Consider the following 26,988-nt stretch of genomic DNA (forward strand, 5'->3'; position numbering starts at 1 on the left):
AAAATTATTTTTATAAAAATCAAAACCATATAAATGTAGTACTATTGCTAATTATAGACTTTTTAAGTGAATTCAAATTATTTACTTAACCAAACACGCATTAATGATAAAAGTCGGTCTACATCTATTGGTTTTGTAATGTAATCGTTTGCTCCAGCGTCGATACATTTTTGTTTGTCATCTTTCATTGCTTTTGCAGTTAATGCAATTACAGGTAATTTTTTGAATTTAATTTGAGAACGAATTCGTTTCATTGCTTCATAACCATCCATTTCTGGCATCATAATATCCATTAATACGAGGTCTATATCTGGATGTTGCTCCAACATTTGTAGTGCATTTTTACCGTTTTCTGACTTGATCACTTCGATTTCACGTTCTTGTAAAATTTTTGATAATGCAAAAATATTTCGCATATCATCGTCTACTAAAAGTATTTTTTTGGCATGAAATATAGCATCCTTGTCGTGTATGCCAGAAATTATTTTTTGTTTGGATTTTGGTAGGTTGTTAATTGTTCGATGCAGAAAAAGTGCCGTTTCATCGAGCAAACGCTCCTCTGATTTTACGCCTTTTATAATAATACTTTCAGCATATTTATGCAACAAATCATTTTCATCTTTAGAGAGTTCTTTTCCAGTATAAACAATAATAGGAGGCATGTTTTGGCCTTTAATACCCTCTAATTTTTGAATAAGCTCAAAGCCACTCATATCTGGTAATCCTATATCTAAAATAACACAATCTATTTCATGATTCTCATACAGTGCTATTGCAGCTGCCCCAGTTTCTGCTTCGAAAAATTGTACATCCCCAGTGCCAATGAGTATTTTCATCGCTTTTCTTGCATTCTCATTATCTTCGATGATTAATAATTTTTTTATTTTTTTATTTACAAAATTTTCGATTCGATTGAAGGCATCATCAAGGGTTTCTTTAGATATTGGTTTTATTAAATATTCAACAGCTCCTTCGCGTATTGGCTCAAGCGAACGATCATTTGCAGAAATAATATGTACTGGTATATGTCTTACGGTTGTATTTGATTTTAGCTCTTGCAACACCTGTTTACCTGAAATTCCTGGTAAACCCATATCCAAAATAATGGCTTGTGGATTGAATTTAGAGGCCAGTACAAGCCCATCTTCACCAGTAGCAGCGGTCAAGCATTTAAAACCTTTTATATTGGCTTGTTTTAAAAGTATGTGGGCAAAATTTGGATCATCTTCAATAATTAGCACCACTTTATCTCCAGGACTTAGGTTTGTCCTATCGTCTGGAATAGTAGCATAATTTAGAAAAGTAGTTTCATTTTTATCTATCGGAATATACTGTCTTGGTAGTATAGGTAAAGAATTAGATAGTTCTATTTCAGGCTTGATGGCAAGTGGAAGCACTAATGAGAAAGTTGCACCATTATTTAAACTACTAGTCACAGTAATCTTACCTTCTAATAATTTTGCTAACTCACGTGATATAGAAAGTCCTAATCCTGTACCACCATATTTTCTAGAAGTTCCTCCTTCGGCTTGCTGAAAAGCTTCAAAAATGGCTGCTTGTTTGTCCTTAGCGATACCAATACCAGTATCAGTAACTGCAATATTTATTGATTTGTCTGTATCGGGTTTTACATGAATGGAAACACTGCCTTTCTTTGTAAATTTGATCGCATTAGAGAGTAAGTTTTTTAATATTTGATTTAAACGTTGCGAATCAGTTGTAATGAATTCGGGTACATTTTCAGCTATCTCACAACTAAGAAACAATCCTTTTTGCTCTGCTAAATGTTTAAAATTTTGAAGTAGTTCGGCAGTGAGATTTATAATTGGTATCCTTTCAACATTTACAGACATTTTTCCTGCCTCAATTTTAGAAAGATCTAATACTTCATTGATTAAAATTAGAAGATCATGACCGCTTTTATAAATAATTTCAGCACTTTCTACCTGTACATCATCTAAGTTTTTCTTCCTGTTTTCTGATAAATCTTTGGATAAAATAAGCAAACTATTGAGTGGTGTTCGCAACTCATGTGACATGTTTGCCAAAAATTCTGATTTGTATTTGCTGCTTATTTCAAGTTGTCGTGTTTTTTGTTCAATACTACTTTTTGATGCTTCAACTTCCTTGTTTTTTTCTTCTAGGGATTGAGTTTGTTCTTCTAACTCGTCATTAGTCATTTGCAATTCCTCTTGTTGTTGCTTCAAATTTTGAGCTTGTTGTTCCAATTCTTCATTCAATTGTCTTAGTTCTTCCTGCTGAATTTGAAGTTCTCCCGCTTGATTGGATAGTTCTTTATTGGCAGTATGCAATTCAGCGGCTCTTTTTTCTTTTTCTTCATTTTGAAAAGCAAGTTCTTTAATAGCAATTCCTAATTCTGCGGCTCTTTTTTCTTTTTCTTCATTTTGAAAAGCCAATTCGCTGTTGGCAATAGCTAATTCCGCAGCTCTTTTTTCTTTTTCCTCCGATTGTAGAACGGTATTTACACTAATCGCAATACTACTCATTGAGACTGCTACAAATTCCTTTTCGGTTTCGCTAAAATCAGTAAACTTTCCTATTTCTATAACACCTATTGTTTTATTATCTAACATAAAAGGAGTTATCAAGATACTTTTGGGTTGGGTATCTAGTACTGCAGAAGTAACACGAATTTGATCATCTGTGGTGTTGGTAAAAACTATTTGTTTTTGTTCCCATGCTGCTTGACCTATAAGGCCTTCATTTAATTTGAAAAAGTCTTTAGTGTTTTCTGCGGATGTAAAAGCAAATTTACCGCTTAACATAAGGCTATTTTCTGATTCATTTAATAAATACACAGCTCCTATATTGGCTTTCAAGTAGGTACACAAAAAACTGATCGTATTATTGGCTAACTCGGTTATGTTTTGGGTTCCCAATAACTTTTCATTCAGCGCCGCATTTCCTAGAAGAAACCAATTTTTACTATCATTTTCTAGTTGAGAGGCTTTAAGTGCCTTTAAATTTGTACTTACTATATTGTAAATTACAATCAGTATTAGTGCTATTATTAGTAACAAAATCACAAAAACAAAATTGAATTTACTAGCTTCTTCATCAGTGGCTTGTGTCCTCTGACTAAGCAAAACGGACTCAGTTTCCTGTGCTTTATTTATAATGTTTCTTATTTCATCTTGAATTTGTTTTCCTTCACCTGATGCTACAAATTGTCGTACTTTTTCATAATCAATTCGTCGAAGTGCAATGCATTTTTCCAGATTTTCAAAACGCATTTTAATTTCATTACGAAGTTCTGCAACATTATTTTGCTGAAAGGGATTGTCTGTAGTTAGTTCGTCTAATTTAGCGAGTTCTTCATTTACTTTGATGTTTGATGCTGTAAAAGGCACTAAGAAATCGTCATTACCTGTAATAATAAATCCTCGTACACCAGTTTCTGCTTCAACGGTTAACATTAAAATTTGTTCAAATTTGTACAATACTGAATTAGAATGGTTGACCAAGATAGTAGAGGCAATGAATTTTTCAGTATTTTTAAAAGAGAAAATGGCAACACCTAAAAGTACCATTGCGCAAGCAATAAACCCAGTTGCTATTTTTTTATCAAGAGTCATATTCATTTTTTAATGTAATTTATTAACTTTTTTGTTGTGCAATTTGTATTATATAATCTGCTATACCTTCTATTGTTCCCAAATAATCAGGAGTAACGGCTGCAATAGCCGATCGAGGCATGTAAGCTGATTCGGCTGTTTCTGGATCTTGAATAATAACTAGTCCTCCATAGTCCTTTATCCTTTTAAGACCTTTTGCACCATCATGATTAGCACCGGTTAAAATGATACCAATTAAGGTGTTTTTATAGGCTTCGGCTGCAGATTCAAACAATACATCAATTGAAGGCCTAGCAAAATTTACACGTTCATCAATAGTAAGCGAAAAAGTTTTATTTTTTTCAATGAGCAAATGATAATTGGGCGGTGCGATGTAAATAGTTCCTTTTTCAATTTTTTCTTTTTCATCTGCTTCTTTTATTTGAATTAAATTTTTTGAATTCAAAATTTTAATCCATTCGCTATCGGAGTGAGGTCCTAAATGTTGCACAATAATTATTGGTAAACAAAAATCAACAGGTAAAGCTGAAAATATTATTTTCAAAGCACTCATACCGCCAGAGGAAACACCTATTACAATTGCTTGGTACTGCATTTTAGTATTTTTTTTTGAAAATACGTTGCTTTGGGTCTAACTCACTATATTTTGAATAGTATTCTGTAAACTGGATACTTTCCTTAGAACCTAAAGCTAAAATTCCTCCATTAATTAAACTATCATAGAAAAGTGTCTGAACTTTATTTTGCAAATTTTGATTAAAATAAATTAACACATTCCGACACAACAATAAATTCACTTCAGCAAAAACGCTGTCTGTTACTAAATTATGATTTGCCCAAACAATATTTTTTTTTAATGATTGGTTCATAATTACATTGTCATAATGAGAAGTATAATAATTTGAGAATGATTCTTTACCACCAGATAATTGGTAATTTGCGGTATATTCTTTTATTAATTTATTCGAAAAAATGCCCTCTTTGGCACTATTTAAAGCTGATTGGTTAAAATCAGTAGCATATATTGTAGTTCGGTCATACAAACCTTCTTCTTGTAATAAAATAGCCATAGAGTATGCCTCTTCACCTGAGGCGCAACCTGCATGCCATATTTTTATGAATGGGTATGTTTTTAAGATGGGAATTACTTTTTCTCGCAAAGACTTGTAAAAAACAGGATCTCTAAACATTTCGGTTACTGTGATTGATAAATCCTGCAAAAGTTCTGAGACGAATAGATCATCATTTAAAACCATTGATTGCATTTGAGCAATATCTTTAATACCTGAAATATTCATTCTATTGGTAATTCTTCGTCTAATATGAGCTTGGGAATATTCTCTGAAATCATAACCATATTTCCTAAAGATGGCTTCTAACAACAATGAAATTTCGAGATCGGATGTATTTGTATGGTGCATTTATAAATATTTTTGGTTTTATTCCAACCAAATCCCGGGATGATATTCATCTAAATAAAATTAAAATACGCTCTTTATTTAAAGCCTATTTTACATGCGATCCATGTACCAGTTCAATTCTTTTTGCATTTTTTGATACTGAAAAATTGAGGTTATAATTTTTTGTAAACGAACAAAAGCAGTTTCACTCTTTACCACATAATCAAAAGCTTTATGATGCATACAGTTAATAGCAACTTCTATTTTATCCTGAGAGGACAGCATAATTACAGGAATTTCAGGATTAAACTCTTTTACCTTATCTAAGGTTTCAAGTCCATTCATTGCATTGACTACAATTCCATCAAGTTGATAATCTAATATGACAATATCTGGATTATTTGATAAATTTGCAATACATAATTCTCCAGTGGGGTATGTTTCAATTAAAAAATCGGCATTGTCTAAAAATTCAATTTCTAAAGATTTTAAAAACAGTGCGTCATCATCTACTAGGAAGATCTTTACTTTAGTATCATTTTTCATTATATGGTATTTTTAGTGTAGGTGTATATTTTATGCTATTTATGCAACTTTTGTTTGTTTTCAATATAATTATAGAAGTACTAAAATAAAATTTTGACAGTTTTGCAATCCATAAAGATTAGCGAACTGGGTTATCTACTTTATAGTAAATACGAAATCGAGCATTTTTGTACTTAAATATCTTTATAGTTTAATGATTTTTTACTTTTCCATAAAAAAATCAAACTATTTTTTAAGACCTATTTCCTCTATTGGATTTCGTCTTTTGTCTTTTAGTTGTTTAAAATGTGATGGAGATAATCCAGTAACTTTTTTAAATTGGCTTGATAAGTGCGCTACACTGCTGTAGTTCATTTTCCAGGCAATTTCAGTAATGTTCAATTCACCATAAATAATCAATTCTTTTATTCTTTCCGTTTTATGAGAAATAATAAATTGTTCGATTGTAGTACCTTGAACTTCTGAAAATAAGTTGGAGAGATAGGTGTAATCATGATTCAATTGTTGACTCAGATAATCAGAAAAATTAATTTTTATATTTTCTGTCGAGTGATGAACCATTTGAATGATTACATTTTTAATTTTCTCGATTAGCATGGATTTTTTATCATCCATTAATTCTAATCCAGAGTCTAAAAGAGCCGATTTTAATTGAAGACGTTGATCCATAGTTATGTTTTCCATGATTTCAACCTCGCCTAAATCGACAACCATATAGTGTAAATGGAGTTTTTTTAACTCTTCTTTAACCGCCATTTTGCAGCGATTGCTTACCATGTATTTAATGTATAGTTTCAAATTTATTTTTTTAACAGATTATGTAAATTTCTAAAATAAGGCATTAAAATGACTTACATAACTTTAAGAATAATTTACAAAATTCACAGATTGTTAACAACAGAATTGTATCAATAGTGTTAAGATTTACTAACGAAATGCGACTGCTTTTAATAAACTATTTTAAATCAAGATGAAACATAAGCGGTAAATACTTTGACAACAAAACAAGGCAAATAGCATTTAATAGAATTTAATGTTGCATCAAGAATGTTTTTTAACAATTAAAAATAATTATTTATACAATTACTTATCAATACGTTGTTTAGTAATAGTATCTATTTTGAAAAAGAATCAACCCAATCTAGAGATTTAATAGCTGAAACTTTATTTTCTACATTCATTGAAACACGCAGTTCTTTATTAGCTACTTTTTTTGAATACATTGCTTTGTATCTAAAAATTGTTGTTTTATCGTAATTGTTTTTATACACTTCAACGAGTTCTAAATCTTTGAAAGTGCCATAATATTGACGAAAACGAGTACAAGTTTTTGTCAAGCGTTCCTCCGTTGTGTTATGTATAACGGATGATGTTGCCTCAGTTGTATTGAAGGGTTTAAACTTTGATGTATTGCAAGTCATCAAAACTCTCTTACCCAAGTCGTATGCTTTGTCTTTTTGTAAATCATTTATTTCTGCAAAACTAATTTTTTCAAAATTAGCTTTTTTGGGTTCCTCTACGGCTGTTTTTTTTGAATTACAACCAATAAGCAGTAACAGACTGAATACAATAAGTATTTTTTTCATTTTAAGTAATTTTTAATAATAAGTTAGGATCTGGACAATTTTTTAGAGAAAATGCCAAATTACTTTTACTACAAACTCCAGGATAATCTCCAATTGAGTTTGAGATGTCGGCAATAATTTGAAAATGCAAATGAGGTGCGTAATCCCCATTTACCGATGCATCACCTATAGTTCCTAATTGTTGTCCTTTTAGAAAAACGGTGCCAATCTCAATTCCATCAATACTTTCTAACGACAAATGCCCGTATAAAGTATAAAATTTATGATCTTCAATTTTATGTTCTAAAATAATTGTAGGACCGTAGTCTCCTAATCCAGTATTATAATTAAAGCTATGAACAAAACCATCTACAGCTGCTAGAACGGCAGTACCTGCTTTTATCCATAAGTCTAATCCAATGTGTATGTTTCGCTCTTCAGTTGTTGTATCGTTGAAAATTCCACTTCGTTTGTACAAATTTCTAATTTCATTGTACCCTCCAAAAGCCACTTTTGCATTATTTTTACTTAAATAATTTTCTATATAAGTTTCAAAATCAGCAGCATTATCTATGTTTTGTTTTTTAAAAATATCATTATTTGTAGAAATATCCAATGGAATATATTGATTATAATCAATTGTAGCATCTATAACTTTTACATTTTCAAGCTCTTGTAATATATTTTCTAGTACTTTCATTTATTATTTATTTTTTTAAAACACTAATTTAAAATAAAAATGCCAACATAATTAGATTACGTTGGCATTATTTAGGTAATATGTTTTTCTAAAACATCATTTTTCTGGTATGTAAATGAGAACGTTATTTGCTTTTCACTTTCAAAAAAAGCTAGCAGTTATTTTACAGCTAATAACGCTACAAATTCAATTACTGGATCTTTAGAGAGTAGGGTGCCAGCATTTGCCATCAATGCCTCAGCAATTTTGCCTTCAAGATGTGCTTTTCTTCCTTCTTCTGTTTCAAAAGTATCAAAAATTCCAAAAGTAGAAGTTCCTATTTGCCATCCATACCAATTTACTGTTTCTGGCTCGTCCAAAACTAGTGGTAACGCGCTTTTTAAAAATGCGGCAACTTCCTCTTCTTTTCCAGGTTTAGCTTCTAATCGAGCTAATAAGGCATATTTTTCCATTGTTATTTTATTTAGAATTTAAAAGTACTATTAATCCTTATCAGATTGAAATAGTTTAACTTTTGTTTACTAATTTATTTATGCTTTGTATGGCTCCAAATCGGATAGAGGTAGTCATAAAAAATCATAACTGTTGCCAGTCAGGATTATTCATTATTAATGTTGTCTGGACTAATATAAACTAGGAAACTTAACAGGATTTACTTCATTCATCATTTCATAAACTTTTTCAAAAATGTCTTCGGATGAAGGTTTAGAGAAATAATCTCCGTCTGTTCCATAAGCAGGTCTATGTGCTTTTGCAGTCAAAGTTTGTGGTTTGCTGTCTAAATAATTGTAGGCGTCTTGTTGTTCTATGATTTGTTGTAAAATATAAGCTGAAGCGCCACCAGGTACATCTTCATCAATTACTAATAGGCGATTTGTTTTAGCGATACTTTTTACAACATCTTGGTTCACATCAAATGGGAGCAACGATTGTAAGTCGATAATCTCACAATCTATACCTACTTCTAAGAGTTCATTTGCTGCTTGCTGAACTAAGCGTAATGTTGATCCATAGGAAACTAATGTAATGTCTGTTCCTTTTTTCAGTGTTTCTACAACTCCAATTGGCGTTTTAAACTCACCATAGTTCAATGGCATTTTTTCTTTTAATCGGTACCCATTCAAGCATTCGATTACCAAAGCCGGTTCATCACATTCAAGCAAACTATTATAAAAACCAGCTGCTTGCGTCATGTTCCTAGGGACTAAAACATGAATTCCTCGAATTGCGTTTATGATCATTCCCATAGGAGACCCTGAATGCCAAATTCCTTCTAAACGATGACCACGTGTTCGTATAATTAATGGTGCTTTTTGTTTGCCCACCGTTCGGTATCTAAGTGTAGCTAAATCATCACTCATGATTTGGATGGCATACAATAAATAATCTAAATATTGAATTTCAGCAATTGGTCGCAAGCCACGCAACGCCATACCAATTCCTTGTCCTAGTATAGTAGCCTCGCGTATTCCCACATCGGCAACACGTAACTCTCCATATTTTTCTTGCATTCCTTCCAGTCCTTGATTTACGTCACCAATAGCTCCTGCATCTTCACCAAATATCAATGTTTCAGGATATTTGGTAAAAATAGCATCAAAATTATCGCGTAAAATCATACGACCATCTGTATCTTCTTTCGCGTTTTCTGGATATACGGGCAATACTTTTTCTACAGAAAAAACATTTAAATCTGTTTCTGAAAAAAGATTGCTGCTAAATTTTTCTTGTGTTTTTGTAGTGTATGAACTAATCCATTGAGATAGTTCTTCTTTACCGTTTTCATTTTGTAATAATCGCAATACTTTACGTGCTACAACCAAAATTTCCTTTTTCAAAGGTGATTTAATCCCTTTTAAATCGGTGGTAAATTGTACAATACGATCTTTATTTTTACTGGTTGCAGCTAGCTTTTCTAGCAGTCCAACTAGTTGTTTTTGTTCTTCAACAATAGGTTCTATAAATGCATTCCATGCCGCTTTTTTAGCTTCTAAAACTTCTTTTTTGGCATTAGCATCAATAGCATCAATTTCCTCTGGAGAGGCAATATTGATGGCGATCATCCAAAGTTTCATTTGACGAATACAATCAAAATCTCTTTCCCAAGCCAAACGATTGGCATCTTTATATCGTTCGTGAGATCCAGAACTCGAATGCCCTTGTGGCTGTGTTAATTCATTGACGTGGATCAAAACAGGAACGTGGTTTTCACGAGCAATTGCAGCTGCTTTCTCATAAGTAGCTACTAAGTCTGCGTAATCCCAACCTTTAACTCTCAATATTTCATAACCATTAGTACCATCTTCTCTCTGATATCCTTTTAGAATTTCTGAAATATTTTCTTTGGTTGTTTGGTGCTTTGCATGTACAGATATTCCATATTCGTCATCCCAAACACTCATAACCATTGGTACTTGTAATACACCTGCAGCGTTTATGGTTTCAAAAAACAAGCCTTCGGATGTACTTGCGTTACCTATGGTTCCCCAAGCAATTTCATTTCCTTGATCAGAGAAATTTGCAGCATTTGGTATTCCAGCAATTTGTCTGTATATCTTGGAGGCTTGGGCAAGTCCTAATAATCTTGGCATTTGTCCTGCCGTTGGCGATATATCAGCACTTGAATTTTTTTGTTGAGTTAAGTTTTTCCAGCTTCCATCTTCATTTAAACTATGAGTAGCAAAGTGGCCACCCATTTGCCTTCCTGCAGACATAGGTTCTTGTTCTACATCTGTATGACCATACAAACCAGCAAAAAATTGTTGCATTGTCAACTCTCCAATTGCCATCATAAAAGTTTGGTCGCGGTAGTAACCAGATCGGAAGTCACCATTCTTGAAGGCTTTTGCCATGGCTAGTTGTGGTACTTCTTTCCCATCACCAAAAATGCCAAATTTAGCTTTTCCAGTCAATACTTCTTTACGTCCCAAAAGGCTGCATTCTCTACTTGTTATTGCTAACGTGTAGTCACTCAGTACTTCGGTTTTGAAATCTTCAAATGTTAATGTAGTATTGGTTTGTTCTTTTATCATAATTGAAAAGTATAACTTATTAAGGCAAATTTACTTAAAAACTAGTTATTTTCATAATTCTCTAAAAAAATAAAATTAAATTTTAGTAATTTATTCTAATAAAATGAACTATATTTTTTTTACATATGTAATTTTTATACCGTATTATTGAGAATAATTTAAAAAATAATTAAAATCTATATCGAATTAGAACCATTTTCGATTAAAAAGATTGATTAATGTTTTAGGAGAGAAAGTTACTATGAATCGTATTTTCTCGTTGTAATTATTTTGTGCTATTTCCCATCCATTGGAAGAATATACCGGAAAATACAGCTCAAAGTAGTCCGTTACCAGATTCAGTCTTACGCCACTGTCGTAAATAAACTGCTCTTTTTGGTTTTTATTTTTTAGCAATCCAACATCTCCATAAATTTCAATCCAATTCCAAATACTCACACTAGCATTTAAACTGCTAATCCATTGATTTGCATAAGGTGTTTTTATTTTTGATTTAAAACCGCCTTCTGCCAAAATGAATTGTTGACTATATAAACCAGTACTTTCTGAACGTCCTAAATAGTTATAATCAAACAAGTAATCAGTAGGTCGGTCTGCTGCATAACTAAAAAAATCAGATCCAGTTTTATTGTACAAGAAACTACCAGCATAAAAACGTAAATTAAGTTGACGGTTGTTTTCAAAAAGCTTTCTGTATTCAATTTCGCCATTTATTTTTCCAAACCCACCTGATATTTGAACATCAGTATTAAAATTAAAATGATTTGTAACCTCGGTTTTGGTGTTTACATACCGCGCATTAAAAATAGAGTAGTTGGCAGGTCCGTTGTCAATTACAAAAGCGCTCTTTTCCCGGTTTACTAGCACTTGTCTAAATAAAATTAATTGTTTTCTATTGTCTCTAAAATTAGGCTCTCGGATACGCAATTGAACCATTGGATTTAGTTTAAGATAGGAAGCATCTTGCGCATAATGAAAGTAAGAACCACTCATGGAATACCTCACATTAAATAAGGTGCTGTTTCGATAATTTTGATTTACTGCAATAGAACCTGATCCTGATACGTTATTAGACCTAGTAGAATAGGATGGATTAATATCAAAAGTAAAGGGTTTATCGAGTATTGTTTTATTATGCAATCGCAATCCGGGTGTAATTCCGTCATATAAGTTATAAGAAATAGAGGGTACATACAATATTTGATTATAATATGGATCTTCTAAATCTTTCATAAAAACGAACTTTATGGGTCTGTTATTCGGAAAAAAACCATTAAGCTTTTTCCAGTTATTTCTTAAATTAAATTCGGGAACCTCATTTTTTAGATTCAAAATTATTTTATCTGCCCCATTTCTCTTTAGCGTAAAAGTGCTATCACCCGTTGTTATATCCAACCATTCTTTAAAAACTACAGTACCTTTTTTAGTGCCATAAACCGGAATTGGAATGGGAGTTCCAGTACGATTTTTTATGGTGAAAGTGATGCTGTCATTGGTTTTTGCTACACTAGAAAATTTATAATCTATAATGTCTCTGGAATCAATAATCGTTTTAAAAAACCAATTAATATCTTTATCTGTATTTGATTTTAGTATGTTTTCAAAATCTATTCTAGAAACTTGTTTGACTTGATTTTGAATGTAAAATTGTTTGATGCTATTTGGTACAATATTATTTTGTGCATAGGAATCCAGAAATCGCAAACTCAAACCAGATCTATATTTACTGGCTATTTGTTCGTTGAATTTGATCAAAGTATTCTTTGAATCTCCAAGTGGCTGATCCAAATTTCTTCGCGCCATTAACATATAAAAATAACTGTATTGCTCATTAAAACTAATAGTAGCAATATTAAAACTATTTAAAAGGCGTATATTAGAGAGGCTGCCCATCATTTTAGCTTCAGGGTGATTTTCATCCATATATTTCATCATGGCATATACCTGCAAACCATCATAGATCCAGTTGTCTTTTCTTGGGTCTAGTTTTAAACTAGTTTTAAGATATTCATTAAGATAGGTTTTGAGGAATTTAATTTCAAAAATAAATTCATCTGGAAACGGACTGATAAACGCTGGCAATTGATTCAAACCATAAAACGGATTTCTGTCATAATCTGTCTGCGAAACGATAATTTTGTCGTGAGGAAATTTGCCTATTAATTCGTTTGCAAAATTCACAACTCGATCTATTACAATTGCTTTTTGAATGGCGTCTAACTTATTGTTTTTTAAATTAGTCAGTACTTCTACACTGCTATTTTTAAAACTTTCAAAATTTAATTTAGGTTCAATGATAAGATTAAAATTAGTTCTATTATCTCCTGATAATTGATAATTTGTAAACGTTGCGTCATTAACTGATTTGCTGCTATTTAAATCAGAAATAGCTTCTAAGTTTTTAGGAATATTTAATTCAATTTGAAAACTAGTGGTAGCATTAGCAATATCATCTAAATTAATATTGCTGTATCTTATAAATTGATGATTTTCATAACGGGCCGGTGTCAAAAACCAGTTTTTTAGAGTAATAACTCCATTGGAACTATATCCGTATTTTGTAAATTTATCACTGGGAATTTTAGTCAAGTACAAGATAAATAAGGTGATTTTCTGATTGGGAAGTAGTTTTTCTTTCAATTTAATTTCAATTAAATCGGGGGTTTTCTCGGTTCTTTCCCAAGATAAATCCATTTTATTGGTATCCAAAATAGAGATATTTGTGGTACTTCCTCGTTCTTCCTCTTTTGCCAAATGAAAGCCTCTATAAAATTCATCTGAAAAACGTTTGGCAAGTGGTGTATTTTTATTAGAATAGGCGTTGTTCCAATCGTTTAAAACAATCGACGTCAAAGTGTCATTCGATTGATTAAAAAATGTAATTTCTTGCTGTGTACGTATTGTTTTAGTACTGGAATTCAGTTCAACTACCATTTTAGAATGATGTTGTGCTTGCATTTTTATTGAAAGTAATACAAGAAAGGTATATATCGTAATTTTAAAAAGTAGATTCAAGTGCTTGGATAAATTATATTAAAAAATAAATATACTTTTTTTTACATTAGAATTGGAAAAAAAATTACCACAAAAAAAAGCTGTCGATTGAGACAGCTTATTTGTTAGAAATTTGGAGATAAATTATACTTTTTATAAAACTTATCGAGGACGTCAACCACTTCATCTTCAGTATCTACAATTTTAAATAAATTCAAATCATCAGCACTTACGGTGCGTTCTCTTTCTACCAAAACTGTTTTTATCCAATCCATTAATCCAGACCAAAAACTGGATCCGACCAATATAATTGGGAATTTAGCAATTTTTTTAGTTTGTATTAAAGTCATGGCTTCAAACAATTCATCCATAGTCCCAAAACCGCCAGGCATAACCACAAATCCTTGCGAATATTTGACAAACATTACTTTTCGAACAAAGAAATAATCAAAATTTAAATTTTTATCGTTGTCAATATATGGGTTGTAATGTTGTTCAAACGGCAATTCAATATTCAATCCTACCGAAGTTCCGCCACCTAGATGCGCGCCTTTATTCCCGGCTTCCATAATTCCAGGTCCACCGCCGGTAATCACACCATAACCAGCTTTACTGATTTTATAAGCAATTTTTTCAGCCAACAAGTAATATGGATCTTCGGGTTTTGTTCTCGCAGAACCAAAAATACTCACACACGGACCTATTCGTCCCATACTTTCATACCCATTAACAAACTCAGCCATGATTTTAAAAATGGCCCAACTGTCATTGGTTCTAATCTCGTTCCAAGTCTTTTGTTTTAATCGGTCTTGGATTACTTTATCCTCGTCATTGTCAAAATCTTCTAATCTCATATTCTGTATTTTAATTATCTATTTTATTTTTTTTGGAGCTTTATCCTGCTTTCCGTTCTATCTTTTTATTTTTTAAAGAAAAAAATAAAAAGGATGCCACTTCCATCAGGGCTAAAAATCAAGCCTACTAAAGTAATTCTTTTTTTATAACTGCAACATACTGCTTTTGTATTTTTTATTATTCTCTAGTCTCATATTCCCCTCTTTTGGAGGGGTGCCCGCAGGGCGGGGTGGTTTTTAGTCCTACATTTTCAAAAGTTAATAGCTTATTTACCAAATTCTACAACTATATATTGCTCTAGCTCCTTCATCACATTATTCAAATCATGTTTTACCCGTAAATCAGATATTCGATACACCTTTAATCCTAAAGATAGTAGATATTCTTCTCTTTTTTGGTCGTATTCTTCTTTATTGTCATGGCTTGAACCGTCAATTTCGATTACCAACCCTAAGGTTTTTACATAAAAATCTACTACGTAGTTACCTATAATTCTTTGTCTGTCAAAATCTATTTTCCAAAATATACCTTTATGAACTTGCAACCAAAAAATTACTTCTGATAGCACTCCTGCTTTACGCAACGCCCGGGATCTAGTTTTTAGTTTTATGTTGTAGGGTAAGTTTTCGATGAAATTTCTATAAATGGGTTGTGAATTTATATATGCAGTTATCTCACGAGTACTTTCCATACGATTTGCTTTTTTTACATTCCCTTGATAGTAAAGGCTACAATTTAGTTGGTGCCATTACAAGACATCAATTTACATAAAAAAGCCATATTTTTCAAAAATCACAATATTTAAAAACCACCCCGCCCGCCGCGGCGGGCACCCCTCCAAAGGCGGGGAATTACACCAACTCTTTCTTTAAAAACTGTGCAGTATAGCTTTTTTTATTTTTTGCAACTTCCTCAGGAGTTCCTTTGGCAATCAATTGACCGCCCCCTTTTCCACCTTCAGGACCGATGTCTATAATGTAATCGGCTAGTTTAATCACATCCATATTGTGCTCGATAATTAAAATAGTATTTCCTTTATCAACCAGTTTATTAATCACTTCCATCAAAACTCTAATATCCTCAAAATGGAGTCCTGTTGTAGGTTCGTCAAGAATATAAAACGTATTTCCTGTGTCTTTTTTAGATAATTCTCCTGCTAGTTTGATGCGTTGTGCTTCTCCACCAGAAAGCGTTGTGCTTTGTTGGCCTAAAGTGATATAACCTAAACCAACATCCTGAATGGTTTTAACTTTTCTATAAATCTTCGGAATCATTTCAAAAAACGGAACGGCTTCATCAACCGTCATATTCAACACATCCGAAATAGATTTTCCTTTGTATCGAATTTCCAATGTTTCTCTATTAAAACGCTTTCCTTGACAGGTTTCACATTCTACATAAACATCAGGCAAAAAGTTCATTTCTATTGTTCGAACACCAGAACCTTCGCAGGTTTCGCAGCGTCCGCCTTTTACATTAAAACTAAAACGTCCCGCTTTGTATCCCCGAATCATACTTTCAGAAGTCATCGTAAACAGATTTCTGATTTCGGTAAAAACTTCGGTGTATGTTGCTGGATTACTTCGTGGCGTTCTACCAATTGGACTTTGGTCAATATCAATTACTTTATCAATATGTTCCAAACCTTCTATTTTTTTGTACGGTTGCGGTTTTTTGACGCCATTGAAATAATAGGCGTTCAAAATAGGGTAGAGCGTTTCATTAATCAAAGTCGATTTACCGCTTCCCGAAACTCCAGTCACACAAATCATTTTACCCAAAGGCAATTCTATCGAAACATTCTTCAAGTTGTTTCCTGTTGCTCCGGTCAGTTTCAGGAATTTTCCATTTCCTTCTCTGCGTTTTGCAGGAACTTCGATTTTCATTTCACCATTCATATACATTGCTGTAATAGTATGGTGTTTCAAAATCTCGGCAGGAGTTCCTTTGCTGATGATTTCACCACCGTATTTCCCAGCTTTAGGGCCAATATCAATTACATAATCGGCACGTTCAATCATGTCTTTATCGTGTTCTACCACAATTACGGAGTTTCCAATATCTCTTAATTGTTCTAACGAATGAATTAATTTTTCATTGTCTCTTTGGTGTAAACCAATACTTGGTTCATCCAGAATATACAAAACACCAACTAACTGAGAACCAATTTGAGTTGCCAAACGGATGCGTTGTGCCTCACCACCGGAAAGCGATTTGGAGCTTCGGCTTAAAGCCAAATAATTCAAGCCTACATTCATCAAAAAGTTTAGTCGATCCTTAATCTCTTTGATTACTTCAGTAGCGATACGTTTTTGTTTATCAGATAAATGACTGTCTAAATCGTTAAACCAAGTGGTCAAATCCGAAATGTCCATATCGCACAATTCGGTGATGTTTTTTTCGTTGATTTTAAAAAACTGCGCTTCTTTTTTCAAGCGGGAACCTTCACAAACCGGACATTTTATTTCGTCCATAAATTCCTTTGCCCAACGTTTTATGCTTGTAGAACCACTTTCATCATGTTGGTTTTTTATGAAATGCGAAATCCCTTCAAAATCAATTTTGTATTCTCTCGCAACTCCTAAATCTTTAGAATTAATGGTGAATTTTTCTTTGCCACCATTCAAAATCATTTCCATAGCTTCCTCCGAAATTGTGTTAACTGCATCCGTCAATTTGAAGCCAAATTTTTCACCAATAATTTCTAATTGCTTAAATATCCAAGAGCTTTTGTATTCGCCCAACGGAGCAAAACCACCTGCTTTTATCGATAATTTTGGATTTGGAATAATCTTTTTAGGATTAATTTCATTTACCGTTCCCAATCCGTTACAATGATCACAAGCGCCTTTTGGGGAATTGAAAGAAAATAAATTCGGTTCTGGATTCTGGTAGGAGATTCCAGTGCTTGGACACATCAAATTCCGACTAAAAAACCGAACTTCATTAGAGTCTTGGTCTAAAACCATTAACACATTTTCTCCTTGATTCATGGCTGTATTAATGCTTTCTGTTAACCGTTTTTCGTTTTCTAGAGTATCATCAATAACCATTCTATCTACAACAATTTCTATATCGTGTGTTTTGTAACGGTCTAATTTCATTCCTAAAGTTATATCCAGCACATCACCGTTTACACGAACTTTAAGGAAACCTTGTTTGGCAATTTGCTGGAAAAGCTCTGCATAATGTCCTTTTCTGGCTCGAATCACAGGCGCTAGTATATTGATGCGTTTTCCTGAAAAATCCTGAATAATCAAATCCTTGATTTGCTCATCAGAATAGGAAACCATTTTCTCGCCACTGTTGTAACTGTACGCATCGGCACCACGTGCATAAAGCAAACGTAAGAAATCATAAATTTCAGTAATCGTTCCTACAGTGGAACGCGGACTTTTACTAGTCGTTTTTTGTTCAATAGCAATTACAGGAGAAAGTCCGTCAATTTTATCAACATCTGGTCTTTCTAAACCACCCAAAAACTGACGCGCATAAGCTGAAAAAGTTTCTACATAACGGCGTTGCCCTTCGGCATAAATGGTATCAAAAGCTAAGGAGGATTTCCCAGAACCCGAAAGACCGGTAATTACAACCAGTTTTTCTCTTGGAATGGAAACATCTATATTTTTTAAGTTGTGCACGCGAGCGCCTTGAACTTCAATGGTATTGTCTTTGTCTAGCATAATTTTTTGCAAAAAGCAAAGTTACTATTTTGAATTGTTCTTTTGATGTAACAGTTTAGAAGTTTGTGTTAAAATGGGGCATAAAAAAAACGCTAATTGGAATTAGCGTTTTTGATACAATTTGTTTTAAATGTGCTTATTCTGCAATAAACTCTGCATATGTTTTCAAAACAAACGGAATGTTTTGTTCTTTAGCTTGTTTTAAATAAGTAGCTTCATTTTTAGCCTTAACCGTTTTGAAATCTTTCATTTCACTATCAAAGCGTTGCATAATGGATTCCTTATTTTCTAACTGTGAAGGAGAAGGAGCTGTAAAGTTTCCAGCAACAGATGCATATAATTCTCCGAGTTTTTCTCTTAACTGAGGTTCTGCCGAAGCTACGTAGCCATCACCAGTAGTAACTACCATTTTTGCTTTTACGTTCTCAAAATCAGTTTTAATTTTTGTACCATTTTTAGCAAAACTCTTATTTTTAGCAATCAATTGATCTAATAATTTTACAGTTTCGTCAATTTCATACACCGCATAAGCTAGTTCTTCATTTTTGTTGAACAACTCTCGTGTAGTTTCTTTTTGTTTCACTCTATCAGATGCAGAAATACTACTTTTTGGATCATTTAGTACTTTAAAAGTGTGTGTGTAAGTATCTTTCCCTTTAGTCATCACCACTTTATAATTGCCCTCTTGAACACGTGGCGCAGTGAAACCAGCAAATGATACTGTTTTTCCAGCTGCAATTTTTGGGTTTTTCATATTGTAGTCCCAAGTTACAACGTTGATTCCTTTTTGTTTGCCTGCAGGTAATGACACAAGTTTGTTGCCTTTTTCGTCTTGTATTTCAAGATCCATTTTACCCAAAGTATGTCTCTTTTTCAAGTAATAGATAATTTGAGCACTTGAAGATGGGTTATTACCCACAAACTCCAATTCTGTAGCAGTAGTTCCAAAACTGGATTGCTCTTCAATTACAGCTGGCTTCATATCAAAGAAATGAACATCTTTAGCAAGAACGTCTTGACTGATTTGGCGCAACGGTGTAATGTCATCAAGAATGATAACTCCACGACCATGAGTTGCCATCACCAACGAATTGGTTTTAGTACTTAATTCCATGTAATGTACAGCAACCGATGGCATTTTATTGGTAAAATGAGACCAATTTGCTCCACCATCTATAGTAATGTATAAACCTTTTTCAGTACCTAAGTATAATAAGTTTTCATTGGTAAAATCTTCTTGAATATTACGAACAAAACCATCAACATCAGGAGTAATAATTGATTTCCATGTTTTTCCAAAATCTATCGTTTTGTAGGTATATGGAGTATAATCATTGGTTGCATGTCCTTCAAAAACAGCATAGGCTATTCCTTCTCCAAAAGTACTCGCTTCAATGTGATAACACCAAGTGTTTTTTGGAAGTCCAATAATGTTAGCAACCACATTAGTCCATGTTTTACCTCCATCCTTCGTAACTTGCACATTACCGTCGTCAGTTCCGGCCCAAATCACTTTTTCGTTTAATGGAGACTCGGCAATTGTAAAAATAGTACAGTGTTTTTCTGCACCAGAATTGTCAACAGACAATCCTCCAGATTTTTCTGTGTTGTATTTTGATGCATCGTTCGTAGTTAAATCAGGTGAAATTTTGGTCCATGTACGACCCATATCTTCTGATTTATGTACGAACTGACTTCCCATATAAAAACGATCGGTTTGTTTTTTACTTATTTCCATTGGAGCATTCCAGTTGAAACGTAATTTTGGATCGCCTTTTACTGCCAATGGCTGAATGGTGATCAACTCCTGCGTATCTGTATTGTAGCGCCAAACATTTTCGGCACCTTGCATTTCGCTGTAAATAATATTTTTGGTTGGATGTTTTATTACTCTAAAACCGTCACCTTGACCAATTCTTGTCCAATCTCTAGATTCTATTCCGCCCGGACTTTTTGAAGGGCCATACCAAGAACCGTTATCTTGCAAACCTCCATAAACATTAAATGGTTCTTTATCATCGATACTTACGTGATAAAACTGAGAAACAGGAATGTTGCTGACCATTTCCATAGTATTTGCACCATCCCAACTTCTATAAACACCGCCATCTGTACCACAATATATTCTATTGCTATCATTAATATCAAAAACAATATCATGGATATCAGAATGCATATTTCCAAGGTTTTTGAAGGTTTTTCCACCATCTCGACTAATGGATCCGCTCAAACCACCTTTGACTACAATTTCAGGATTTTTTGGATCAACTGTGATTCTAGAAAAATAGAAAGGTCTTACCACTAAACCAAAATCATTATTCAGATGTTTCCAATTGGCACCTGCATCATCAGAGCGATACAAGCCATTCAGTTCTGCTTTTTCTGTTTCAAGAACAGAATATAAGATGTTGCTATTAGAAGGAGAAACAGCAATGGCTATTCTGCCCAATTGACCAGCAGGAAAACCAGTGTGGATTTTGTTCCATGTTTTTCCACTGTCTACAGATTTATACAAAGCAGATTTAGTTCCACCCGAGCTAAACGACCAACCTGTTCTTCTAAATTCCCAAAAAGAGGCATACATTATGGCGCTATTTTTAGGATCTACAATCAAATCTGAACATCCTGTTTTGTTATCTACAAAAAGAACTTTGTTCCAAGTGGTTCCCCCGTCTGTTGTTTTATAAACACCTCTTTCATCACTATCTCCCCACAAGGCACCAAGAACACCAACCCAAACAATATCGCTATTCTTTGGATCAACGATAATAGAACTAATTCTGTCAGATTTAGGTAATCCCATATTCTTCCAGTTCTGACCTCCATCTGTCGACTTGTAAATGCCATCTCCCATGGAAACACTATTTCTAGTCCATGTTTCTCCAGTACCAACCCAAATGTTTTGGTCTGGTTTTGAAGGATCAATTGCAACACAGCCAATAGATTGAATATGTTCATCGAATATTGGATTAAAAGAGGCTCCACCGTCGTTACTTTTCCATACACCACCTCCAGCTGTACCTGAGTATATGATCTTGTTGTTTGTAGGATGCACTTCAAGATCTGTAATTCTGCCACTCATTAAAGCAGGACCTATGTGTCTGGCTTGAATGTCACCAAAAAGTTCTTTGCCTTTTAGGACAATTTTATCTTGTGCCAAAGCATTTGTTGCAGATAGTATGCCTATGCAAGCAACCCATATAATTCTTTTTTTCATAAAAATGTTTGTTAAAAAAAGCCCTTATTTTGCAATAAGGACTTCGAGTTGATTATACAGATATTATTGAGCTGGAAAAGCGTAAATTTTTGAATCTACAGTAGGATTTAAAATAATTTTTTTAACCTTCATTTCTTGACCACCTTGATTGATTGAAAAAGGGAAATAGATTCCGTCCACCTCTTGATAATCGCTCATAGTAGAAGTTGATTTTTGTCCTTTTGCAGGTCCTTGCTTAATCTCAGTTTCAGCTGCGATTGGTAAATTGTTTTCGGTTTCGAAAAAATAGTAAGAAACATCATCAGATTTTACACCATTGACCATGATAGGTTTTTTGGTGAATTTTATTTTGAAACATTCTGTTCCTTCTTTTGTTTCTTTACCCATGAATTCTGCACTATACCCTTTGGATTTATAGTCTAAAAATGGCTCTGGAAAATCTTCACTACTCAATTTAGCATTTGCTGTAGTTTCTGCATCCATTTTTTCAGCTTTCATAGTCATAAAGTTAGTGCTCCACATGGTTTCGCCGTCTGACGCCATTTGTGTTATTTCTTTTCCCTGTAAATTAAGCTTTACAGCCATTTTTCCTCCTTTTTCTTGAAAAACTTCAAGTGGAATTTCCATTCCTTGAGCGTTGGTCACCATTTCCATCTTCACACTTTTCAGGGCTTTTAGTTTTTCTGCTCCACCAATGGTCGCTATGTATTTTGAAATAATTTCATCTGCACTTTGTGCAAAAATTGGTGAACTAGCAATTGAAAATAAAAATGCAACGATTGATAATTTAAATGTTTTCATATTTTTTTTATTTGGTTTATTGGGTTAGTATATTTTTATTTTAAAATGTTACACGCTTAACTACAATCCTTGTTAATTTTTGTTTTGTTAGTTGTTTAAAATATATAAAACTATGCTTCAAGTCTAAGAAGATATGAGATAGTTGCAATATTATCTGTTCATTAGGTTAAAAAAATATCAGTTTTTTCTTATTGTCTTAAAGATAAATTTTTCAAAAGAAAGCTTTTTTGCTTTTAAACCCAAAATTTATTCAATAGTCATTGATTTTAATTTTGTTCTATACGCTTCAAGCGCAACAGATTTAGAAATAAAACCAAAATATTTTCCCTCTTTAAGCACAGGTAAAAAAGCTTTTTTTGATTTTTCAAATTTATTCATGACCATTTCCATACTGTCATCAGGAAAAATGATTTCTGTAGGTTCTGTCATTATTTCTCTGACCAAAGTGTATTTTACGCGATAGGTATTGAATATTATTTCTCTAATATCATTAAAATGAACAATTCCTAATAAGTTCTTTTCAGAATCAACGACTGCAAATATCACTTGATTAGAATGTGATATTAAATCGACCAGTCTCTCTAAATTTTCAGTAGGGGAAACCGTCAAGTAGTCGGTTTGTATGATAGAAGTAGTCTCTAAAGTCGAAAGGATATTGGTATCTTTATTGCTGGTAAACGCATGGCCTTTTTTGGCTAAATTCTTAACATCCATCGAATGTTTTTCAAATCGTTTTGAAATTGCAAAACTAATGGAAGCAACAATCATAAGCGGAATCATTAAGTTGTAGCCTCCTGTAATCTCAGCAATTAAGAATATCGCAGTCAAGGGAGCATGAAACAAACCACTTAAAATTCCTGCCATTCCCACTAAAGTAAAATTACTTACGGGTAATTTTGTAAGTCCTGTCAAATTTAAAAATTTAGAGAAAAAGAAACCAACATACGATCCCAAAAATAGGGAAGGAGCAAAATTTCCACCGTTTCCACCACTGCCTAAAGTAATTCCAGTTGCAAAAACTTTGAGCATCATGGTTAAACCAACAAATACTAATAAAGCCCAGCTGTTGTCTCGAAAACCACTAAACAATGTGTTTTCCAATAATTTTCCGGGATCACTCTCCGATAATGTTTTGATGCTTTCGTAACCTTCTCCAAAAAGCGTTGGGAAAATAAAAATAAGAATGGCTAAAATCGACGAACCAAAAAGCGCTTTTCGATAAGGCGATAATTTAAGTCTTTCAAAAAATTGTTCCACTTTCTGGAAATTACGGGAATAATAAACAGAAACAAACCCAGTAAATAGACCTAATAGGATATAGAAAATAATGTTGTGATAATCAAAGCTTTGTTGTTGTTTGAAGGACAATAAAATCTCTTCATCTAATGCGATTACTGAAACTAATGCTCCTGTTGCAGCTGCGATCATAATAGGAGTAAATGCTGAAATACTCACATCAACCAACAAAACTTCGATAGCAAATAAAACCCCGGCAATGGGTGCATTAAATGCTGCGGCAATTCCGGCAGCAACTCCACAACCTATGAGAAGCGTTCGGTCCTTATAGCTTAATTTATATTTTTGGGCATAATTCGATCCAAAAGCGGCTCCTGTAATTACAATAGGGCTTTCTAAACCCGCTGAACCTCCTAAACCAACTGTAAGTGAACTGGTTACAATTTGGGCATACATTTGTTTTTTGGGAATAATACTCGCTTTTTTTGCAACAGCATATAAAATTTGCGAGGTTCCTTTTTGGATTGTTCCTCCTAAAAATTTTTTAACTACTAACACGGTTAATAGGATACCAATTATGGGCAGTAAACTATTAAGAAATCCTAATTTTAGAATTCCACTGACATAAGTAGCAAATGAGAATACCCAATGCGCAAAAGTTTTTAAAACAATAACAGCAAAGGCTGCCGAAATTCCAACTAGAACGGATGATAAAAATATAAACTGCTTTGGCGTCAACATAGATTGCGCAAAAGCTATTATGGTTTCTAATTTAGAAATATATTTTTTGAACATGATACTTTTTAAAAGGGGTGCAAAACTACTATTATTTTAATTTCAACAAATGTTTTTCAACGCTTCTTTTGCACTTAAAGGTTTTAATGTAACGTTTTTTACAAATGTTGTTACAGCTTCTGGATTTGATTTTGCATATTCCCTTAATGCCCAGCCGATTGATTTTTGAATAAAAAATTCCTTAGAATGAGCCTGTTTTAAGCATTCAGAAAATAAAAAATCAGCATTCGTTTTTTGTTTGTATCCCAATTGAAATAAAATAGCACTTCGGTTCAACCACATATGCTGTGAATCTGAAAATTGTGTTATTACTTTTTTGGTTTCTGATGGAAATTCTAATAGATATTCTCCTAAAATGTATTTTGCAATCGTATCGACGCTATCCCACCAAAAATTGTCGCTTATCAGTTTTTCAATCAGTTGAATATCTTCTTTTTTATAATTCCCTTTGAGTTCTTTTATCAAAATTTCAATGGCACAATAATGAAATTCCCGTTCTGACTTTAAATATAAATCTAATACAATTGTTCTTGCGTTTATTGAAACCACTTCTTTATTTTCTTTCCAAATTTCCTTAAAAATACGTCTTCGTTCCTCAGTTTTTATTCCAAAAAACGGAAAGTTATTCTTCATGTATTTTGCCATGGCAAAAGCATTTTCCGGATTTTGATTTGCTTTAAAAGCGTTTTCTAAGACAAGTGTAAAGTTCATAAATAGTAAATTTCAATGGCAAAATTCAATTGCAATATCAAAAAACAAAATTTAATAGTAAACATAAAATCTGCTTCTTAAATTTTCTTTTTTCTATTTTCTAAAGTCTTATAAATGCTCTAAAAACCAACCGCTTTATCGTCTCCTCTAAAATCTGCACCACCTTCGAGTTTTTTATTTGGTAAAACCAAAATCGCATCTACTTTTCCTATTACTGGAGTCGTTTTTTCATTAATGATATATCCTTTTGATTTCAAGGTTTCAAAGGTTTTATTGTCAAAAGTATTGGGTTCAAAAGTGATTAAATCCGGTAACCATTGGTGGTGAAAACGAGGTGCATTTACCGCTTGCTGCATACTTAAACGATACTCATAAACATTTAAAATAGTTTGCAATACGGATGTTATAATTGTCGAGCCTCCGGGAGAACCCACAACCATAAATAATTTCCCGTTTTTCTCCACAATTGTTGGCGTCATAGAACTCAACATTCTTTTTTGTGGCGCAATGCTATTGGCTTCGTTTCCTACTAATCCAAACATATTGGGTTCACCTGGCTTAGCACTGAAATCATCCATTTCGTTGTTGAGGAAAAAACCAAGTTCATCACAATAATATTTAGAACCATAACCGTCATTTAATGTTGTGGTTGATGCAACCGCATTGCCAAACTGATCTACAATCGAATAATGGGTCGTTTCCGTACTTTCATTATACGTTACTTTTCCTTCTTTTATTTCCGATGATAAAGTAGCTTTTTCAAAACTAAAATTTGACATTCTTTGTTTCAAATAATCATCATCCATTAAAGCATTCAAAGGGATTTTTACAAAATCAGGATCACCCAGATAATAACTTCTGTCGGCATACGCTCTTCTTTCTGCTTCTACAATAACTTGAATGGCTTCCGTTGAGTTATGTCCCATTTTTGCTAAGTCGAAAGGGGCAATCATTTTGAATATTTCAGCTAGACATATTCCGCCACTGCTGGGTGGAGGCATTGAGATTATCTTTAAATCTTTGTAATCAAAAGTGAGTGGTGTTCTCCATTTAGCTTCATATTTAGCCAAATCTTCCAAAGTAATTATTGCTCCTTTTTCCTGCAGGTATTTGACTAATATTTTAGCAGTTTCTCCTTTGTAAAATTCATCTCTGCCATTTTTTAAAATTCGTTTTAAAGTATTTGCAAGGGCAGGATATTGTATGACATCATTTTCTTTGAAAACAGTTGCAAATAATGTTTTGTTGCCATTTACTTTTATGAATATGTCTCGATACGCAGCTAATTTATCTTCTTGTTTTTTAGTAACAATAACCCCTCTTTCAGCCAAAGCAATCACGGGTTTTAGAATTTCTTCAATTGGTAATGAACCCAATTTTTCATGAACTGCAAAAACGCCGGCAATCGTTCCAGGAACCCCAATAGCAAGAGGAGTTTCGGTACTTTTTCCTTTTATTACATTTCCTTTATCGTCTAAAAACATATCTTTTGTAGCAGCTAATGGTGCCTTTTCTCGGTAATCCAAAGAACCAATTTCTCCGTTTGCTTTTCGATACACCATAAAACCGCCACCGCCAATATTTCCTGCAAACGGATAGGCTACAGCCAAAGCCAATTCAGTTGCAACCATCGCATCAAATGCATTACCGCCTTTTTTCATGATTTCAATTCCAATTTTGGAAGCTTCTTCTCTAGCAGAAACAACCATGGCTTTTGAAGTTACAAGGCCAGTCGGTTCAAGCGTTTTTAAATTTGATTTGCAACCTAAAATGGCAAAGGCAAGTAGGAAAATTATTTTTTTCATTGTATAATATATTTAAGTGTATTGTTTTGGTTGTTTTTAATAAGTAATGCTA

Annotated in this window: 18 protein-coding genes; all 18 read right to left on the bottom strand. The window is 33.2% G+C overall.

What is annotated here, in order from left to right; genetic code table 11:
• Positions 1 to 77: 77 nt before the first annotated feature.
• The 18 genes from ACNQGO_RS06780 to ggt all read right to left on the bottom strand — a co-directional run bounded on the left by ACNQGO_RS06780 (position 78) and on the right by ggt (position 26,936).
• Complete coding sequence (locus tag ACNQGO_RS06780) at positions 78 to 3,602, bottom strand: response regulator (RefSeq protein ID WP_417984772.1); 3,525 nt, start codon at positions 3,600 to 3,602, stop codon at positions 78 to 80.
• Between the two features lie 16 nt (positions 3,603 to 3,618).
• Positions 3,619 to 4,191: a chemotaxis protein CheB gene (locus tag ACNQGO_RS06785; protein WP_417971297.1), complete on the bottom strand. Its 573-nt coding sequence runs from the start codon at positions 4,189 to 4,191 to the stop codon at positions 3,619 to 3,621.
• A gap of 1 nt (position 4,192) precedes the next feature.
• A complete protein-coding gene (locus ACNQGO_RS06790; protein ID WP_417945046.1) occupies positions 4,193 to 5,017 on the bottom strand; it encodes a CheR family methyltransferase in 825 nt (274 codons plus the stop codon).
• A gap of 90 nt (positions 5,018 to 5,107) precedes the next feature.
• Positions 5,108 to 5,542, bottom strand: a complete 435-nt coding sequence (locus tag ACNQGO_RS06795) for a response regulator (protein ID WP_417984773.1) — start codon at positions 5,540 to 5,542, stop codon at positions 5,108 to 5,110.
• Positions 5,543 to 5,767: 225 nt separating this feature from the next.
• Positions 5,768 to 6,319 (bottom strand): helix-turn-helix domain-containing protein, encoded by a 552-nt coding sequence (locus ACNQGO_RS06800; RefSeq protein WP_309755739.1) that lies wholly within the window; start codon positions 6,317 to 6,319, stop codon positions 5,768 to 5,770.
• A 338-nt stretch (positions 6,320 to 6,657) separates the two neighbouring features.
• Positions 6,658 to 7,128, bottom strand: coding sequence for a hypothetical protein (locus ACNQGO_RS06805; RefSeq protein ID WP_417984774.1), 471 nt, complete (start codon positions 7,126 to 7,128; stop codon positions 6,658 to 6,660).
• Between the two features lies 1 nt (position 7,129).
• Positions 7,130 to 7,807 (bottom strand): peptidoglycan DD-metalloendopeptidase family protein, encoded by a 678-nt coding sequence (locus tag ACNQGO_RS06810; RefSeq protein WP_417984775.1) that lies wholly within the window; start codon positions 7,805 to 7,807, stop codon positions 7,130 to 7,132.
• 158 nt (positions 7,808 to 7,965) lie between these two features.
• The gene (locus tag ACNQGO_RS06815; RefSeq protein WP_417978697.1) at positions 7,966 to 8,259 is read right to left on the bottom strand and encodes a putative quinol monooxygenase; all 294 of its coding nucleotides are present in this window, start codon (positions 8,257 to 8,259) and stop codon (positions 7,966 to 7,968) included.
• Between the two features lie 171 nt (positions 8,260 to 8,430).
• Positions 8,431 to 10,839, bottom strand: coding sequence for an alpha-ketoacid dehydrogenase subunit alpha/beta (locus ACNQGO_RS06820; protein WP_417984776.1), 2,409 nt, complete (start codon positions 10,837 to 10,839; stop codon positions 8,431 to 8,433).
• Between the two features lie 186 nt (positions 10,840 to 11,025).
• Entirely contained in the window at positions 11,026 to 13,797 is a 2,772-nt protein-coding gene (locus ACNQGO_RS06825; protein WP_417984777.1) for a gluzincin family metallopeptidase, read from the bottom strand.
• Between the two features lie 161 nt (positions 13,798 to 13,958).
• Positions 13,959 to 14,687, bottom strand: coding sequence for an LOG family protein (locus tag ACNQGO_RS06830; RefSeq protein WP_417945055.1), 729 nt, complete (start codon positions 14,685 to 14,687; stop codon positions 13,959 to 13,961).
• Between the two features lie 266 nt (positions 14,688 to 14,953).
• On the bottom strand, positions 14,954 to 15,379 hold the full coding sequence (locus ACNQGO_RS06835) for an endonuclease domain-containing protein (RefSeq protein WP_417978689.1): 426 nt from the start codon (positions 15,377 to 15,379) through the stop codon (positions 14,954 to 14,956).
• A gap of 160 nt (positions 15,380 to 15,539) precedes the next feature.
• Entirely contained in the window at positions 15,540 to 18,371 is a 2,832-nt protein-coding gene (gene uvrA / locus ACNQGO_RS06840) for an excinuclease ABC subunit UvrA (RefSeq protein WP_417984778.1), read from the bottom strand.
• Between the two features lie 136 nt (positions 18,372 to 18,507).
• Positions 18,508 to 21,588 (bottom strand): WD40/YVTN/BNR-like repeat-containing protein, encoded by a 3,081-nt coding sequence (locus ACNQGO_RS06845; protein WP_417984779.1) that lies wholly within the window; start codon positions 21,586 to 21,588, stop codon positions 18,508 to 18,510.
• Between the two features lie 63 nt (positions 21,589 to 21,651).
• On the bottom strand, positions 21,652 to 22,389 hold the full coding sequence (locus ACNQGO_RS06850; RefSeq protein ID WP_417984780.1) for an outer membrane lipoprotein-sorting protein: 738 nt from the start codon (positions 22,387 to 22,389) through the stop codon (positions 21,652 to 21,654).
• A gap of 246 nt (positions 22,390 to 22,635) precedes the next feature.
• Complete coding sequence (locus ACNQGO_RS06855; protein ID WP_417984781.1) at positions 22,636 to 24,420, bottom strand: chloride channel protein; 1,785 nt, start codon at positions 24,418 to 24,420, stop codon at positions 22,636 to 22,638.
• A gap of 42 nt (positions 24,421 to 24,462) precedes the next feature.
• On the bottom strand, positions 24,463 to 25,131 hold the full coding sequence (locus ACNQGO_RS06860; RefSeq protein ID WP_417984782.1) for a DNA alkylation repair protein: 669 nt from the start codon (positions 25,129 to 25,131) through the stop codon (positions 24,463 to 24,465).
• Positions 25,132 to 25,250: 119 nt separating this feature from the next.
• Positions 25,251 to 26,936: a gamma-glutamyltransferase gene (ggt, locus tag ACNQGO_RS06865; RefSeq protein WP_417984783.1), complete on the bottom strand. Its 1,686-nt coding sequence runs from the start codon at positions 26,934 to 26,936 to the stop codon at positions 25,251 to 25,253.
• Between the last annotated feature and the right edge of the window lie 52 nt (positions 26,937 to 26,988).

The organism is Flavobacterium frigidum (assembly GCF_048286735.1).
Taxonomy (GTDB): Bacteria; Bacteroidota; Bacteroidia; order Flavobacteriales; family Flavobacteriaceae; genus Flavobacterium.